The sequence below is a fragment of the Providencia sp. PROV252 genome, from assembly GCF_033676005.1.
Taxonomy (GTDB): domain Bacteria; phylum Pseudomonadota; class Gammaproteobacteria; order Enterobacterales; family Enterobacteriaceae; genus Providencia; species Providencia vermicola.
The window spans coordinates 1,704,265-1,718,094 of sequence record NZ_CP096294.1 but is presented as its reverse complement, the minus strand read 5'-3'; the positions used below and the strand labels follow the sequence as shown (position 1 = coordinate 1,718,094).

Genomic DNA, 13,830 nt, shown 5'->3' with positions numbered 1-13,830 from the left:
ATTTGTTCATAAGATCCTATTTTCTAATCAGTACATTTGAATTGCAAATGAACTTTTGTTCAACCATAAGGATCTCAATCATGCTATCTATTGCCATTGGTGCAGACGACGCCGCATTTGAAATGAAAGATTTGATCAAACAACACCTCGCAGCGCTGAATATTCAAGTCACCGATTATTGTTTAAATACAGGGGTTAAGGATGAAATGTACCCAGATGTAGCCCATGCCGTTGCAACGGCTATTGCCCAAGGAAAACATCAGCGTGGGATACTCATTTGTGGAACAGGGATTGGAATGTCTATTGTTGCCAACAAAGTCACTGGCATTCGAGCCGCACTTTGCCACGATACCTACTCCGCAGAACGTGCCCAAAAAAGTAACGATGCGCAAATTATTACCTTTGGTGCTCGTGTCATTGGACCTGAACTCGCAAAAACTATCGTAGATACTTGGTTGGCTTCCCATTATGAAGGTGGTCGCTCTGCCCCAAAAGTGGCTCGCATCAGTGAATATGAAAATGGGGAACGTTAGTTTCACGTAGACAGTTTTTCAGGAGTGTTTTCATGTACACGCAGATACAAAATCCGTTAGCAAATGCCATCCGCTTTCTTTCCATTGATGCTGTGCAAAAGGCCAATTCAGGCCATCCTGGTGCGCCGATGGGAATGGCGGATATCGCCGAAGTGCTCTGGCGGGACTACTTACAGCATAATCCTGCCGACCCAACTTGGCCAAACCGTGACCGTTTTGTCCTATCAAATGGGCATGCTTCGATGCTGCTATATAGCCTTTTACACTTAACAGGCTACGATGTTTCTATTGAAGACTTAAAACAATTTAGACAGTTGCACTCAAAAACCCCTGGCCACCCTGAACTCGGCTATACCCCTGGTGTTGAAACGACGACAGGGCCACTCGGGCAAGGTATTGCCAACGCGGTTGGAATGGCCATTGCAGAAAAAACGCTCAGTGCGACATTTAACCGCTCAGGTTTCCCTGTTGTTGACCACTTTACTTATGTTTTTTTAGGTGATGGCTGTTTAATGGAGGGGATCTCCCACGAAGTGTGCTCTCTTGCTGGCACCTTGAAACTGAATAAACTCATCGCTTTTTATGATGATAACCAAATCTCTATTGATGGAGATACCAAAGGTTGGTTTACGGATAACACCGCTGAACGTTTTGAAGCTTATGGCTGGCATGTTATTCGCCGAATAGATGGCCATTCAAGGCCTGCTATCAAAGCCGCTATTGAGCAAGCTCGCCAACAAACAGATAAGCCGACGCTAATCATTTGCCGTACGACCATCGGTTATGGTTCACCTAATAAAGCGGGAACCGCAAATTCACACGGCGCACCACTTGGTTCGGAAGAAATAGCCCTCACACGTCAACAGCTTGGATGGGAATATCCACCCTTTGAAATTCCTAGCGAAATTTATCAGTCATGGAATGCCATAGAGCGGGGTTCGGAGCAACAATTACAGTGGGAGCAAGCGATTAGAGAGTATGCAAAGCAATATCCAGAACTTGCTGAGCAACTTATTAAACGGTTATCCAACCAAACGCCACACGCATTCACGTCTGTCATGGCAGATTACATTCAAAAATTGAATGATAACCCTGAAACAATCGCCACTCGTAAAGCATCGCAAAATACCCTCAATGTCATTGGCCCTGTTTTACCCGCATTAATCGGGGGATCTGCAGATTTAGCGCCCAGCAATCTAACCTATTGGTCTGGATCAGTGCCGATTAATGAACAACCTGCGGGTAACTATATTCATTATGGTGTCCGGGAATTTGGCATGACCGCCATTGCTAACGGCATCGCATTACACGGCGGTTTTCGCCCTTATACCGCCACATTTTTGATGTTCTGCGAATACGCACAAAATGCCGTGCGAATGGCAGCATTGATGAAGTTACCCCAAGTACTTGTTTATACCCATGATTCTATTGGGCTAGGGGAAGATGGGCCAACACATCAGCCAGTAGAGCAACTCGCCTCTTTACGTGCAACCCCGAATTTGTCGGTCTGGCGCCCTTGCTGCCAAGTGGAAACAGCGGTTGCTTGGCAACAAGCCATCACCAACCAACAAACACCAACTGCTTTGATCCTGTCACGGCAAAATTTACAACAACATTCCCGTACTCCCCAGCAATTAGCCCTTATTCAACGTGGGGGTTATATATTACGCAGTAATTGCCAAACCCCTGAACTGCTGCTTATTGCAACGGGCTCTGAAGTCACCTTAGCGGTTGAAGCTTGGCAATATCTCACCGAGCAAGGCTTCAAAGTGAACGTTATTTCCATGCCATCAACAGATACCTTTGATAAACAGCCCATGGACTATCAACAACATGTATTACCTAATCATGTTCGCAACCGCATTGCTATCGAAGCCAGTATCAGTGATTACTGGAGAAAATATGTCGGCCTTGATGGATTAGTTATGGGAATGAATAGTTTTGGCGAATCCGCACCTGCTGAGCAGTTATTTGATTATTTTGGCTTTACCGTGGAGAAACTTATTCAGCAATCTTTATCATTATTACAGCCTAAAGCGGTAATCAATCGCGACATTATTTAAATCTGTTATCCTACTTTGTAATTTATATTACAGGCCAAATAATAAAATCATTATTTGGCCCTTTTTAATGACTCTTATTAATAAGCGAATAACGTATATTCTCCGCATATTAAATTTAATCACTGAATGCTATACCCACCATCAATCACTAAATTATGCCCAGTGATCATATCGGAAGCATCGCTGGCTAAAAAGAGCGCGCAGGCAGCAATTTCTGACGGTTCCGCAAAACGTCTCGCTGGAATTTTTTCTTTCATTTCATCACCTTTAGGCCCTTCCCACGCTTTTTTTCCCAACTCAGTTAAGACAATAGTCGGTGAAATTGCATTAGTTTGAATACCTTTAGGGCTCCATTCTAATGCCAAAACTTGGGTTAAACCAATAATAGCAGCCTTACTCGCACAGTAGGCTGCATGCTGATCCAACGCAATGACCCCAGCCTGTGATGCCATATTGATTATTTTACCTTTTCCTTGTTTAATCATGATATTACCTGCTGCTTGGCATACAAGGAAAGTACCTTTGAGATTGACATTCATGGTCAAATCCCAGTCCTGCTCACTTAAGTTTTCTGCGGGTGCCAATGCAACAATCCCCGCGCTATTAACCGCAATATCCAATGCACCATAATGCTTTACCACCTGCTCAACCATTTGCGATACAGAATCTGAATTTGTAATATCACATTGAATACCAATAGTATTTTTCATTCCATTAGCAACATCAATGACTTTATCTGACTTATCCACCAAGGCAACTTTAGCACCTTTTTCCACATAGAGTTGTGCAATTGCCAGACCGATCCCCGCAGCGCCCCCCGTAATCAATGCAACGTTGCCATCAAGAGAGAATTGGGTATTAAAACCATTAAATTTTTTCATTTTAATTCCTTAACATCATGACGTGATATATAAGATTGGGAAATATAGATATTGAGTCTCTTTCAAAACCCTAATGACCTATAAACGTGTCGTTATTTAATTAAGATAATATATTATTATTTAAATGTTATGGCTATATCCATCATTTAAAATAAAGCGCCACATCCCATTATTTAAATAATAATAAAAGTCATAAGAACATATGTTCAAAATAAAATTTCATTTGATTATTTGTTATCTATTTTAAAATCATCCAATAATTTTTATTGCCTAAAATAACATCATATACACATAATAATCGTATTCAAACTGACCTTAAATAATCTGCCTTTACATAATGCAGTGTAAATTTCACAATAACTAGCGCATACTATTAGTTATATCTAAATTGATATCAGACAAAACTAACATGCTGATATCAGATAAAATGAAGAAATAGCTCTCATTCGCGTTAATCACGTGAATTGATTACATAGGTCATGGAAAAATGGAAAAAAACTGCTCACTACTGCAACTAAAGGATATTAGCTATTCGATTGATGGAAAAACTATTCTTGATAATGTGCAGATTAACCTACGTGCAGGTGAATTTAAATTAATCACGGGGCCATCAGGTTGCGGAAAAAGCACTTTATTAAAAATTGTGGCATCCCTAATTTCTCCAACTCAAGGAAATATCCTCTTTAACGGGCAAGACATTAATGCACTCTCTCCAGAGACCTACCGCCAGCAAGTGTCTTATTGCACCCAAACCCCCTCATTATTCGGGGCCACAGTGTATGACAATGTCGTTTTCCCTTACCAAATCAGAAAGCAGCCTTTTGATAAAACAAAAATTATCAGTGACTTACAGTATTTTTCATTACCTGAAACCATCCTTGAAAAAGGAATTAATGAGCTTTCTGGGGGCGAAAAACAGCGCATTTCATTAATTCGAAATTTACAGTTTCTTCCCCAAATTTTATTGTTAGATGAAATTACGAGTGCCCTAGATGAAGAAAATAAAGTGAAGGTGAATGAGTTAATTCACAAACTGGCTATAGAAAAAGGTATTGGAGTTTTATGGGTTACTCACGACCAAGATGAAATTGCCCATGCAAATGAAGTCATCACCCTTCCCGTTTATCTGGCTAAATAATAGGATATCATCGTGCATCAGCCTACCATTTCCAATGAGTCGCTCACTTTTTCTATCATGTTAGTCTTAGTAGCGATTTTTATTAGTCACAAAGAAAAGCTTTCTTTGGAAAAAGATATTATTTGGAGTACTTGTCGCGCTATTGTTCAATTATTGATAGCTGGTTATATTTTAAAATATATTTTTAACGTTGATCATGAACTTCTCACTGTAGCGTTGGTGCTATTTATTTGTGTCAATGCTGCGTGGAATGCCAAAAAACGTAGTAAGTATTTAGATAAAATCTATCTCACAGCCTTCGTTGCTATTACCTCAGGTACTTTCCTCACTCTACTGGTTTTAATTCTCACTAAAGCCATTGCGTTTACACCAATGCAAGTCATACCGATTACAGGGATGATTGCAGGAAATGCGATGATAGCCGTCGGGCTCTGCTTTAATAATTTAGGGCAACGATTTGCCAGCCAACAGCAGCAAATTCAAGAAATGTTAAGCCTTGGAGCAACCCCTAAAGTAGCTTCTGCATCAATCATTCGGGAAAGTATTCGCGCCTCGTTAATCCCCACGGTTGATTCGGCAAAGACTGTTGGTATTGTTAGCCTACCAGGAATGATGTCTGGATTGATTTTTGCAGGGGTCGACCCACTACAAGCCGTAAAATACCAAATTATGGTAACCTTTATGTTATTAGCCACCGCGAGTCTTTCGACAATATTAGCAGGCTATATGACCTATATTAAATTTTATAATCAACGTCATCAGTTATTGGTTGAAACTTTAAATAAATAACCCTCAGAGCCTTGTGTTGCCTGTTTTACCACAGGTAACACTTAATTTATATTTTGCATTTATCTTATACCTACAGGTAATACTTCAATCAATTGCGCCTGACTATTTCCATCATCAATCAATTTGAAAATATGATTGAGCATTGTGGGTACGTCCTGTTTTACCATCTCAATATCATTACCTAGCAACGCGACAAATGGATCCCAGTCAAAGCATCCCAAATTAGGTTGATTTTCACCTGTATACCCTTGTGTTCCTAACCAACGCATTACCCCTTCTAATGAAATAGTGGAGTTAATAAATAGGCCACCTTGGGCTATTTTTTGCAGATTTTCACTGCGTTTCTTAATAAAAGTGGACAATGCTTTTTCTGCTTTTTCAGGCGCATAGCCGCACGCTAAAATATTTTCATTTGGAACCGTAATACCCATTTCATTATGAGCATCAATGAATCCGCGTATACGTTCACGTGTATTATGGTCATGTTCACGCCCACCAATAAAAATTAGCGGCTGGTTTAATACTTGACTACGGCTTTTTTTACTTAAAATACGCTGAGTGAGTTTTTTTGCACCAAGGTAATTATCTGAAATCACTGATGCTGCTAATGTGCCTGGTAGATCTAAATTTAGTGTCGGTACGCCAGAAGATTGGCAAATTTGTGTGATTTTATCTGGGTTCGTTGCCCCTGTCGAAATCAGCCAGTCCACCTGATAAGATAACATGGTACGTGCAGCTTCTATCTCCAATTTAGGATCACGGCGCGTACAGGTAATAATCGGAAACAACCCCCTTTCTCGTGCCATTTCTTCAAAATGTTCCACTATAGAGCCAAAGTACCGGTTATCATATTTTGGCACCAGCATACCAATGATTTTTGATTTATTGCTGCGTAGTAAGCTAGCTTGCTTATTAACTGAGTAATTTTGCTCCTGCGCAATGCGCATCACTTTTTCAGCCAATTGCGCACTAATACGCCTTTTTTGCCAATTTCCATTGAGCACAGCACTCACAGCACTCGCTGAAACACCCGCCAATTCCGCAAGGTCATAGATCGTTGTTTTCTTATTTTGTCTGATCTTTGTCACAGATTCATATCTCCATTTTTTCCTAGCTTGACACCAAAGTAAAAAAGTCGCAATACTGCTCCATCGATTGAGCAATATTGAAATTGATGAAGCATGAGTTGGTATAATGAAAAAGACTTAATATCAATCCATCCTATGCAGCCACCTTAACCATTCCCGTGACTCATTGTCATCTCATTGATTTCATTATTTTTCACTTACTTTTCCGCTAAAATCCGATTGGAGTAAATCATTATGGCTATTTCCATTGAAAACAAAGTCGCAGCAATTACGGGCGCAGCATCTGGCATTGGTCTTGAATGTGCTCGCACGCTGATCAATGCAGGTGTCAAAGTGGTTCTAATTGACCGTGCTGAAGATAGATTAAATCAACTTGTTGCTGAACTAGGCGAAAATGCGATCCCTCTAGTCATTGATTTAATGAACACAAAACAAGTCGATGGCATGCTAGATGCAATCCTCGCTAAAGCAGGCCGTTTAGATATTTTTCATGCAAATGCAGGTGCTTATATTGGTGGCCCTGTGGCAGAAGGCGATCCAGATGTTTGGGATAAAGTTTTAAATCTCAATATTAATGCTGCCTTCCGTAGTGTTCGTGCCGTTTTACCTCATTTTATTGCCCAAAAATCTGGCGATGTATTATTTACCAGCTCAATCGCAGGCGTTGTGCCCGTTATTTGGGAACCCATTTACACCGCGTCTAAATTTGCGGTTCAAGCTTTTGTTCACTCAACTCGCCGCCAAGTTTCAGAACACGGTGTTCGTGTGGGTGCCGTTTTACCAGGCCCTGTAGTCACTGCGTTATTAGATGATTGGCCAAAAGAAAAAATGGAAGAAGCACTGGCAAATGGTAGCTTAATGCAACCGATTGAAGTGGCTGAAGCGGTACTCTTTATGTTAACTCGTCCAAAACATGTCACTGTCCGTGACCTTGTCATTGTACCAAACAGTGTTGATCTGTAGCGTTTTTCTTAGTTCATAATGATTAATTTTTGGAGGTAAAATGCAACGTTCAACCCCTCAAAATGATAAAGTGGTTATAGGCATTGATGTTGGTACAGGCAGTGCACGCGCGGGTGTATTCGACATGACAGGCAAAATGTTAGCATCTGCTAAACACGATATTACACTCTACCGCGACAGTGCTCATTTCGCAGAGCAGTCCAGTAACCAAATTTGGGAGGCAGTTTGTTATTGTGTTAAGCAAGCTGTAGCAACTTCAAATATTTCACCACAACAGGTCGCAGGAATTGGCTTCGATGCAACCTGTTCACTCGTCGTGATTGGCCACGATAAACAGCCTATTTCCGTTAGCCCAAGTGCTGATCCAGACCGTAATATTATTGTCTGGATGGATCACCGCGCCACAGAACAAGCTGAACGTATTAATCAGCTAAAACATCCTGTCTTAAATTATGTGGGGGGTAAGATCTCCCCAGAAATGGAAACGCCAAAGATTTTATGGTTAAAAGAAAACCTGCCTCAATCCTATGAAAAAGCATGGCAGTTTTTTGATTTGGCTGATTTCTTAACATGGAAATCAACTGACTCGTTAGCTCGCTCAACCTGTACAGTCACCTGTAAATGGACTTATCTCGCTCATGAAAAACGTTGGGATACTGATTACTTCCATCAAATTGGTTTATCTGAACTTGCTGATGAAAAATTTGCTCGTATTGGCCAATTGATTGTTGAACCAGGCACTCCTTGCGGTTCTGGCTTAACGAACGATGCAGCAAAACAGATGGGCTTATTAGTCGGTACCCCTGTTGCATCAGGCATGATTGATGCCCATGCAGGGGGGATTGGTACAGTGGGTGTCAATGGTAATGCAACAGCCAACATGGCGTATGTTTTCGGAACCTCATCTTGCACAATGACAACGACTAAAGAGCCTGTTTTCATACCTGGTGTTTGGGGGCCTTATTACAGTGCGATGGTACCAGGTATGTGGTTAAACGAGGGTGGGCAAAGTGCCGCTGGCGCTGCGATTGATCAACTTCTTTCCCTTCACCCTGCTTGCATAAGTGCAAAAATTACCGCAAAAGAGCAAGGAAAACCACTTCCCGTCTATTTAGCTGACCTTGTGTTAGAAAAAACGGTCTCTGCATCTCAGTCTGTTGAACTCGCTGAAAAAATTCACGTTGTCCCTGAGTTTTTAGGTAACCGCGCACCATTCGCTGACCCACATGCAAGGGCGGTAATTGCAGGCCTTACCATGGACAATAGCTTAGAAAATCTGCTGTCATTTTATGTTGCTGGTGTGTGTGGTATTGGTTATGGCTTAAGGCAAATCATTGAAGCACAAGCAAAATCAGGCGCTGCAATTGAAAATATTGTGGTGAGTGGTGGCGCAGGACAGCATCCATTAATTCGCCAGTTATTAGCAGATACATGTGGCGTTCCCGTGATTTCTACACAAGCGAGTGAACCTGTTTTACTTGGTTCAGCCATTTTAGGTGCCGTCGCGGGTAAAATTTGTGATAACGTCGCCCAAGCTATGGATCAATTTAGTGAAATTGATTTAACTTATTATGCAGAGGAAAGCTATCAAACACGTCATGATTTACGTTTCGCTTCCTTCTTACAGCTTCAGCAATGTGCGAGAGAACTAAGAGGATAAACTCACATATCACCCTTTAAAGAAAGCCAATTGGCTTTCTTTATTGAGTGCTTTTCGTACACATAATTAGAAGCAATACTTGTCCCATAACGAGTTCATCATTTCCATTGGTAATAAGTCATAATCCCCTTCCACAAGTGGTATGGACATCGTGACTCTTCCATTCTTATCATTATAGGCTTTCACAACAAACTTTTTATAGCCCTCTAACCGCGCATTCTTCACACGAAATACCTCTCCACAGACATAGCCTAAGTCTCCTTTGTTGGCTGTTTGTCGAATGAAATTATATTTCACATTTCGAAAAGAAGCCGATTCAGGATATGACAAATAATCCTCTACATTAGCCTTTGCCATTTTGACCAAATCAGGAGTTGGGGAATAGTTCAGAGTGACCCCCAAAATAAAAGAGCACCCCGTTAACAATAGAATTGTGAGCAATTTGATTATGTTCATATAGTTAAGCTCTCATAAACACAGTAACACATCCAATTGACCAAAATTGTTCACCACACCTTTGCATAAAAGGTATGTAAGTAGATATATTTAGTTAATTGTAAGAAAGTAATAATTATTTTAATAATAGGATTGATAATCCACATAAGAATATCTTATTAGAACGCTACTATCTCTAATATCTATTATAGATAAAAATTATGGTTAGCAAAAAAATCGATTTACTCTAATCAATGCGACCAAACCCGTATTTATACTTCATTTTACCCATTACATGAGTAAGTATACCAGTATTAAACCTTGAATATAAATAGTACCTTAAAGATTAACTGTTGCAATTTGTATTTTTTATACAACAAAGGTTTCATACTTACAGAACCAGAAACAATAATTCACCTTAACAGTTTAATACTGTTTAATATTACTTATATTGAATATATTATTAAATAATACAATGTACATAATAATGTTGCCAATTGTGAATAAACTCCAATTATGCGTAATAATACCCAGATAATGCGTAAACAAAATATCTAACATATACTCTCTTTTAATCAACTAAAATTAAAACAAGAAGAAAAAAATAGAAAAACACAATAAATTCAAATGGATAAAATTAATTGAATAATTAATTTCTTTATCAGTCAAAATATCTTTTAGGATATTTTTTATTCCTATTATTTTATATTTCTTATTAACAAAACTGCAAAACCCTCAAACCAATAATGCATAACACACTGATTATTATAAATAAAAATAAAAACATTGCAGACTGGGCTTTATTAACAGCTTGAAAAACAAAAATAAATAACAATATATTAACATAACAATCATAAGAATATTTAACTTAATTTTAATTTAAAACACTATTGCATTTTTAATATAAAGTTATTAATCCTTGTCCTGTCATATCATAAATCGCCAAAAATACAGAATATTCTTACAAACTCTAAGTATTTAACGAAAACATAAAATTATCCGACGAATATTGACAAAACAAAATTATAAAATCAGGTAATATTTTCCGCCTATAAAAGGGGATTCCATGACTAACATTCAACTACTATTGCTTGCAACAAACAATCTCACGAATAATACGGAGCTCAGCCATTCACAAGAATCCTATGTCTACCAGTATTACTACACACATGTGGCTAATCAATTTAAAAGCATTGCAGACTTCATGTCTGATTTTGTCTATAAAACGACTGATGCTATAAGTGATAACAGCTTAGTCTCTATACCCCGTGAAAAAATCTATCAAACTATTGAGGAATATCTGCTCATTGTTGAAAAGCGTTATATTGAAAGACAAAGGTTATTGAAAAACTCTATAGAAAAAAAATAAAAAAGACCCCATAAGGGGCCTAGCTTATAAACATCAAGTTTATTTATTGCTCCTGTAATTCCAACTCAGCAATAATTGGAAGATGGTCGCTAACACTCGACCATTGGAACTCTTCACTGTCAGTTGGGATCTGCATATTCTTCACATCCCATACTTGACCTTTAAATGTGAAAATATGGTCAATATCAATCGCTGGGTTTACTGCTGGCCAACTACGATAATCAACCCCTTGCTTCTCGACAGGGTTCCACATATAACGAATTTCCTGAATAGGCTGCTCATTTGCCGTGGAATTAAAGTCCCCTGCTAATATTTTTATTGAAGCCGCGATATTATCAAAACCTGTATCTGTATCACCGATACTCGCATCTAAAATATGACGAACCTGACCGATACGAATGGTCGGATCTTTTTGCCAGTCAAGGTGTGTGCCCATCACAATAATCGGTGCATCAAAACCAGGCTTAGTTATTTGAGAGATTAATACCACACGCTGCTCTGCATCACCTGATGGCAAATTAACAACTTGGGACTTATCTATTTTATATTTTGATAAAATTCCGACCCCATATTCACCACCATCGAAATCCAATGCTTTACCAAAAGCAAAATCCATCTTATTCGCTTTCGCGATTTCTTCTAGCTGATGAACTTTTTTACTGCGCGCAGTTTTATTATCAATCTCCGTTAAAACAATAACATCTGCGTCTATCTTACCAATTGCCTTACTCAAATTATCTAAATTCGCCACATCTTGAGCTAATTCATTTTTGCCAATATTGTAAGTTGCGACTTTAATGGTTGGTTTATTTGCTGTGTAGACTTTATTCGGTGTACCGCCATCTTGTACTTTTAAGACTTCAGAACCTGTTGTTGCAGCACTAACACTACAAGAAACTAAAATCGCAGTTGAAATAACAGTTTTAAGAAATTTCATGGTGACTCCCCAGTAATGACTCAATCAATTCATCGAGTAATAGACTTCTAATATGCAGGCAGTTAACCGCCCTCTTTATACATTAGCAGGGAATAAATAGGATACAGTGACCCAGCCGACAATCTTATTTCGAGATACAAAAAAACAATCCTATTTTTCATCAAAAAGTGATTTATACCACTATATCTTGTCGGCTAGAGATTAAATTTCATACTGCAACGTTAATTTAAACAGGAGAGTTATATTTTATGCACTTTGTCTGGCTTCAAACTTATAGGGAAAAATGATTTCATCTTGAGTTTCAGAAAAGTCAGTATCAGGATCGGCTAACCACTTCTGTAATTTTTTAGCCGTTTCTCGCGCCATTTTACTGTAATCAATACGGACAGATGTAAGTGATGGCTGGATATGGTCGCAATTTGATGAGCCTTCTACGCAGGCAAGCGCTAGCATTTTTGGTACTTGTATTAACCGCCTTTGACACTCAAAAAGCACACCAAGTGCTATCATTTCATGACTACAAATAACAGCTTCAAGTTCTGGTTGCCGTGTTAACATTTCACTAATCGCCTGACGGCCAAAGTCCATTGTTGCGACATACGGCGTAGTAATGCTTTGTTCAGCACTTTGGTTATAAGCTAGCATCGCCTTATTCCAACCGCTCAGCTGTTGGCTTTGCATTTTGCTATCCATCTGAGCCCCGATATAGCCTATTTTTTTATAGCCTTTTTGTAGCAAAAAATGGGTTAAAAAATTAACCGCTTCGCCAATGTTACTTTTAATATTCAAAGTAACAGGATGACTGGATTCCCCAGCCACGTTAATAACTGGAATATCTAAATTTTTAAGGTAATTAAAAACGCTTTGTGAATTAACTGCACCAAATATGATCAGCGCCGCAGGGTTACTTTGTAATAAGGTCGATAAAACTTCTGATTCTTTTTTCTGCTGATAATCGTGGCTACCAATCACAACTTGATAAGTGTTTTTGTTAAGCACTTCCTGTAATGCTTGCAGAAAAACTGAACTCGCATTGTCACGCAAAGAAGGAATTAACACGGCAACAGTTCGGCTTTGCCCTGAAGCTAAAATCCCCGCGGCAGAATTTGGAATATAACCAAGCTCCTCAACGGCTGCGTTAATTTTTTCACGCAAATTATCTGATACTAACTCAGGCGTTCGCAAAGCACGAGATACCGTCATAGAGCCAACGCCTGCGTATTTAGCGACATCCTGTAATGTCACTCGCCCTGTATTTTTTCTTTTTCGTGTTTTTTGCATGTAATACTTTTATTTAGCCTAAACTTATTATTCAACAACACTAACTTAGCACAGGTTGAATTTGTTAATCAGCTTACAAGTCTATTCATTTAGCCTTTGTTCGCAATATTTATTCAAAATGATAGCGCTATCACGAAAATGAACAAATCAGCTAGATAGCGCTACCATAGATCACTACTATTCACTCAACCATTAAAAAGATAAAAATTTAACCAACCAGGAGCAACCCGATGCTTACGACTTTACTGACCTCGAACGTTATTCAGGTCGTCGAAAGTGCCACAGATTGGCAAGATGCGATCAAAATCGCCTGTAAACCATTAATTAATAATAAGTTAATCGAACCGCAATATATCGATGCGATTATCAAATCACATGAAAAGATTGGCCCTTATTATGTCTTAGGCCCAGGGATTGCCATGCCTCATGCTCGTCCTGAAGATGGTGTAAACCAGCTATCCCTTGGTTTAACCGTGATTAAACAAGGCGTTGAGTTCGGTTCAGATGGCAACGACCCAATCAAACTGCTTATCGTTCTTGCTGCTACAGATAGCAATAGTCACATCGGGGCTATCGCAAAACTTGCTGAACTTTTTGATAATCAAGAAGATATTGATAGCATCATGCACTCAGAAAACGTCGATGACATTCTTCAAATCATCGCTAAATACGAATAATTACATATTAAGGTAA

General features: G+C 39.1%; 13 protein-coding genes. 8 read left to right on the top strand and 5 right to left on the bottom strand.

Going from position 1 to position 13,830, the window contains the following annotated elements; all coding sequences use genetic code 11:
* Positions 1 to 80: 80 nt before the first annotated feature.
* Both rpiB and tkt read left to right on the top strand, forming a co-directional pair.
* On the top strand, positions 81 to 533 hold the full coding sequence (gene rpiB / locus M1F05_RS07755) for a ribose 5-phosphate isomerase B (RefSeq protein WP_206083968.1): 453 nt from the start codon (positions 81 to 83) through the stop codon (positions 531 to 533).
* 32 nt (positions 534 to 565) lie between these two features.
* The gene (gene tkt, locus M1F05_RS07750; protein WP_206083967.1) at positions 566 to 2,596 is read left to right on the top strand and encodes a transketolase; all 2,031 of its coding nucleotides are present in this window, start codon (positions 566 to 568) and stop codon (positions 2,594 to 2,596) included.
* Between the two features lie 119 nt (positions 2,597 to 2,715).
* Here tkt and M1F05_RS07745 read toward each other — a convergent pair whose 3' ends face one another.
* Positions 2,716 to 3,477, bottom strand: a complete 762-nt coding sequence (locus tag M1F05_RS07745) for an SDR family oxidoreductase (protein ID WP_206083966.1) — start codon at positions 3,475 to 3,477, stop codon at positions 2,716 to 2,718.
* A gap of 487 nt (positions 3,478 to 3,964) precedes the next feature.
* Here M1F05_RS07745 and fetA point away from each other — a divergent pair, with 487 nt between their 5' ends.
* Positions 3,965 to 4,615, top strand: a complete 651-nt coding sequence (gene fetA / locus M1F05_RS07740; protein WP_206083965.1) for an iron efflux ABC transporter ATP-binding subunit FetA — start codon at positions 3,965 to 3,967, stop codon at positions 4,613 to 4,615.
* Between the two features lie 12 nt (positions 4,616 to 4,627).
* The gene (fetB, locus tag M1F05_RS07735) at positions 4,628 to 5,404 is read left to right on the top strand and encodes an iron efflux ABC transporter permease subunit FetB (RefSeq protein ID WP_206083964.1); all 777 of its coding nucleotides are present in this window, start codon (positions 4,628 to 4,630) and stop codon (positions 5,402 to 5,404) included.
* A gap of 59 nt (positions 5,405 to 5,463) precedes the next feature.
* Here the strand turns inward: fetB and M1F05_RS07730 are convergent, their stop codons facing one another.
* Positions 5,464 to 6,492 (bottom strand): substrate-binding domain-containing protein, encoded by a 1,029-nt coding sequence (locus M1F05_RS07730; protein ID WP_206083963.1) that lies wholly within the window; start codon positions 6,490 to 6,492, stop codon positions 5,464 to 5,466.
* A gap of 234 nt (positions 6,493 to 6,726) precedes the next feature.
* Here M1F05_RS07730 and M1F05_RS07725 point away from each other — a divergent pair, with 234 nt between their 5' ends.
* Positions 6,727 to 7,455, top strand: coding sequence for an SDR family oxidoreductase (locus M1F05_RS07725; RefSeq protein WP_206083962.1), 729 nt, complete (start codon positions 6,727 to 6,729; stop codon positions 7,453 to 7,455).
* Between the two features lie 40 nt (positions 7,456 to 7,495).
* Complete coding sequence (locus M1F05_RS07720) at positions 7,496 to 9,115, top strand: FGGY-family carbohydrate kinase (RefSeq protein ID WP_206083961.1); 1,620 nt, start codon at positions 7,496 to 7,498, stop codon at positions 9,113 to 9,115.
* Positions 9,116 to 9,181: 66 nt separating this feature from the next.
* Here M1F05_RS07720 and M1F05_RS07715 read toward each other — a convergent pair whose 3' ends face one another.
* The gene (locus tag M1F05_RS07715; protein WP_206083960.1) at positions 9,182 to 9,571 is read right to left on the bottom strand and encodes a hypothetical protein; all 390 of its coding nucleotides are present in this window, start codon (positions 9,569 to 9,571) and stop codon (positions 9,182 to 9,184) included.
* Positions 9,572 to 10,616: 1,045 nt separating this feature from the next.
* Here M1F05_RS07715 and M1F05_RS07710 point away from each other — a divergent pair.
* Positions 10,617 to 10,919, top strand: a complete 303-nt coding sequence (locus M1F05_RS07710; protein ID WP_206083959.1) for a hypothetical protein — start codon at positions 10,617 to 10,619, stop codon at positions 10,917 to 10,919.
* A gap of 43 nt (positions 10,920 to 10,962) precedes the next feature.
* Here M1F05_RS07710 and M1F05_RS07705 read toward each other — a convergent pair whose 3' ends face one another.
* Positions 10,963 to 11,856, bottom strand: a complete 894-nt coding sequence (locus M1F05_RS07705; RefSeq protein WP_272516242.1) for an endonuclease/exonuclease/phosphatase family protein — start codon at positions 11,854 to 11,856, stop codon at positions 10,963 to 10,965.
* A 246-nt stretch (positions 11,857 to 12,102) separates the two neighbouring features.
* On the bottom strand, positions 12,103 to 13,137 hold the full coding sequence (locus tag M1F05_RS07700; RefSeq protein WP_206083958.1) for a LacI family DNA-binding transcriptional regulator: 1,035 nt from the start codon (positions 13,135 to 13,137) through the stop codon (positions 12,103 to 12,105).
* Positions 13,138 to 13,367: 230 nt separating this feature from the next.
* On the opposite strand from M1F05_RS07700, the gene M1F05_RS07695 reads away from it, so the two are divergent.
* Positions 13,368 to 13,814, top strand: coding sequence for a PTS sugar transporter subunit IIA (locus tag M1F05_RS07695; protein ID WP_206083957.1), 447 nt, complete (start codon positions 13,368 to 13,370; stop codon positions 13,812 to 13,814).
* Positions 13,815 to 13,830 lie beyond the last annotated feature (16 nt).

Bases quoted from the DNA above. Each gene is read 5' to 3' on its own strand.
- M1F05_RS07725 (WP_206083962.1), top strand. From the start codon at position 6,727: ATGGCTATTTCCATTGAAAACAAAGTCGCAGCAATTACGGGCGCAGCA.
- fetA (WP_206083965.1), top strand. From the start codon at position 3,965: ATGGAAAAAAACTGCTCACTACTGCAACTAAAGGATATTAGCTATTCG.
- M1F05_RS07700 (WP_206083958.1), bottom strand. From the start codon at position 13,137: ATGCAAAAAACACGAAAAAGAAAAAATACAGGGCGAGTGACATTACAG.
- M1F05_RS07720 (WP_206083961.1), top strand. From the start codon at position 7,496: ATGCAACGTTCAACCCCTCAAAATGATAAAGTGGTTATAGGCATTGAT.
- rpiB (WP_206083968.1), top strand. From the start codon at position 81: ATGCTATCTATTGCCATTGGTGCAGACGACGCCGCATTTGAAATGAAA.
- M1F05_RS07710 (WP_206083959.1), top strand. From the start codon at position 10,617: ATGACTAACATTCAACTACTATTGCTTGCAACAAACAATCTCACGAAT.
- M1F05_RS07705 (WP_272516242.1), bottom strand. From the start codon at position 11,856: ATGAAATTTCTTAAAACTGTTATTTCAACTGCGATTTTAGTTTCTTGT.
- M1F05_RS07715 (WP_206083960.1), bottom strand. From the start codon at position 9,571: ATGAACATAATCAAATTGCTCACAATTCTATTGTTAACGGGGTGCTCT.
- tkt (WP_206083967.1), top strand. From the start codon at position 566: ATGTACACGCAGATACAAAATCCGTTAGCAAATGCCATCCGCTTTCTT.
- M1F05_RS07695 (WP_206083957.1), top strand. From the start codon at position 13,368: ATGCTTACGACTTTACTGACCTCGAACGTTATTCAGGTCGTCGAAAGT.
- M1F05_RS07745 (WP_206083966.1), bottom strand. From the start codon at position 3,477: ATGAAAAAATTTAATGGTTTTAATACCCAATTCTCTCTTGATGGCAAC.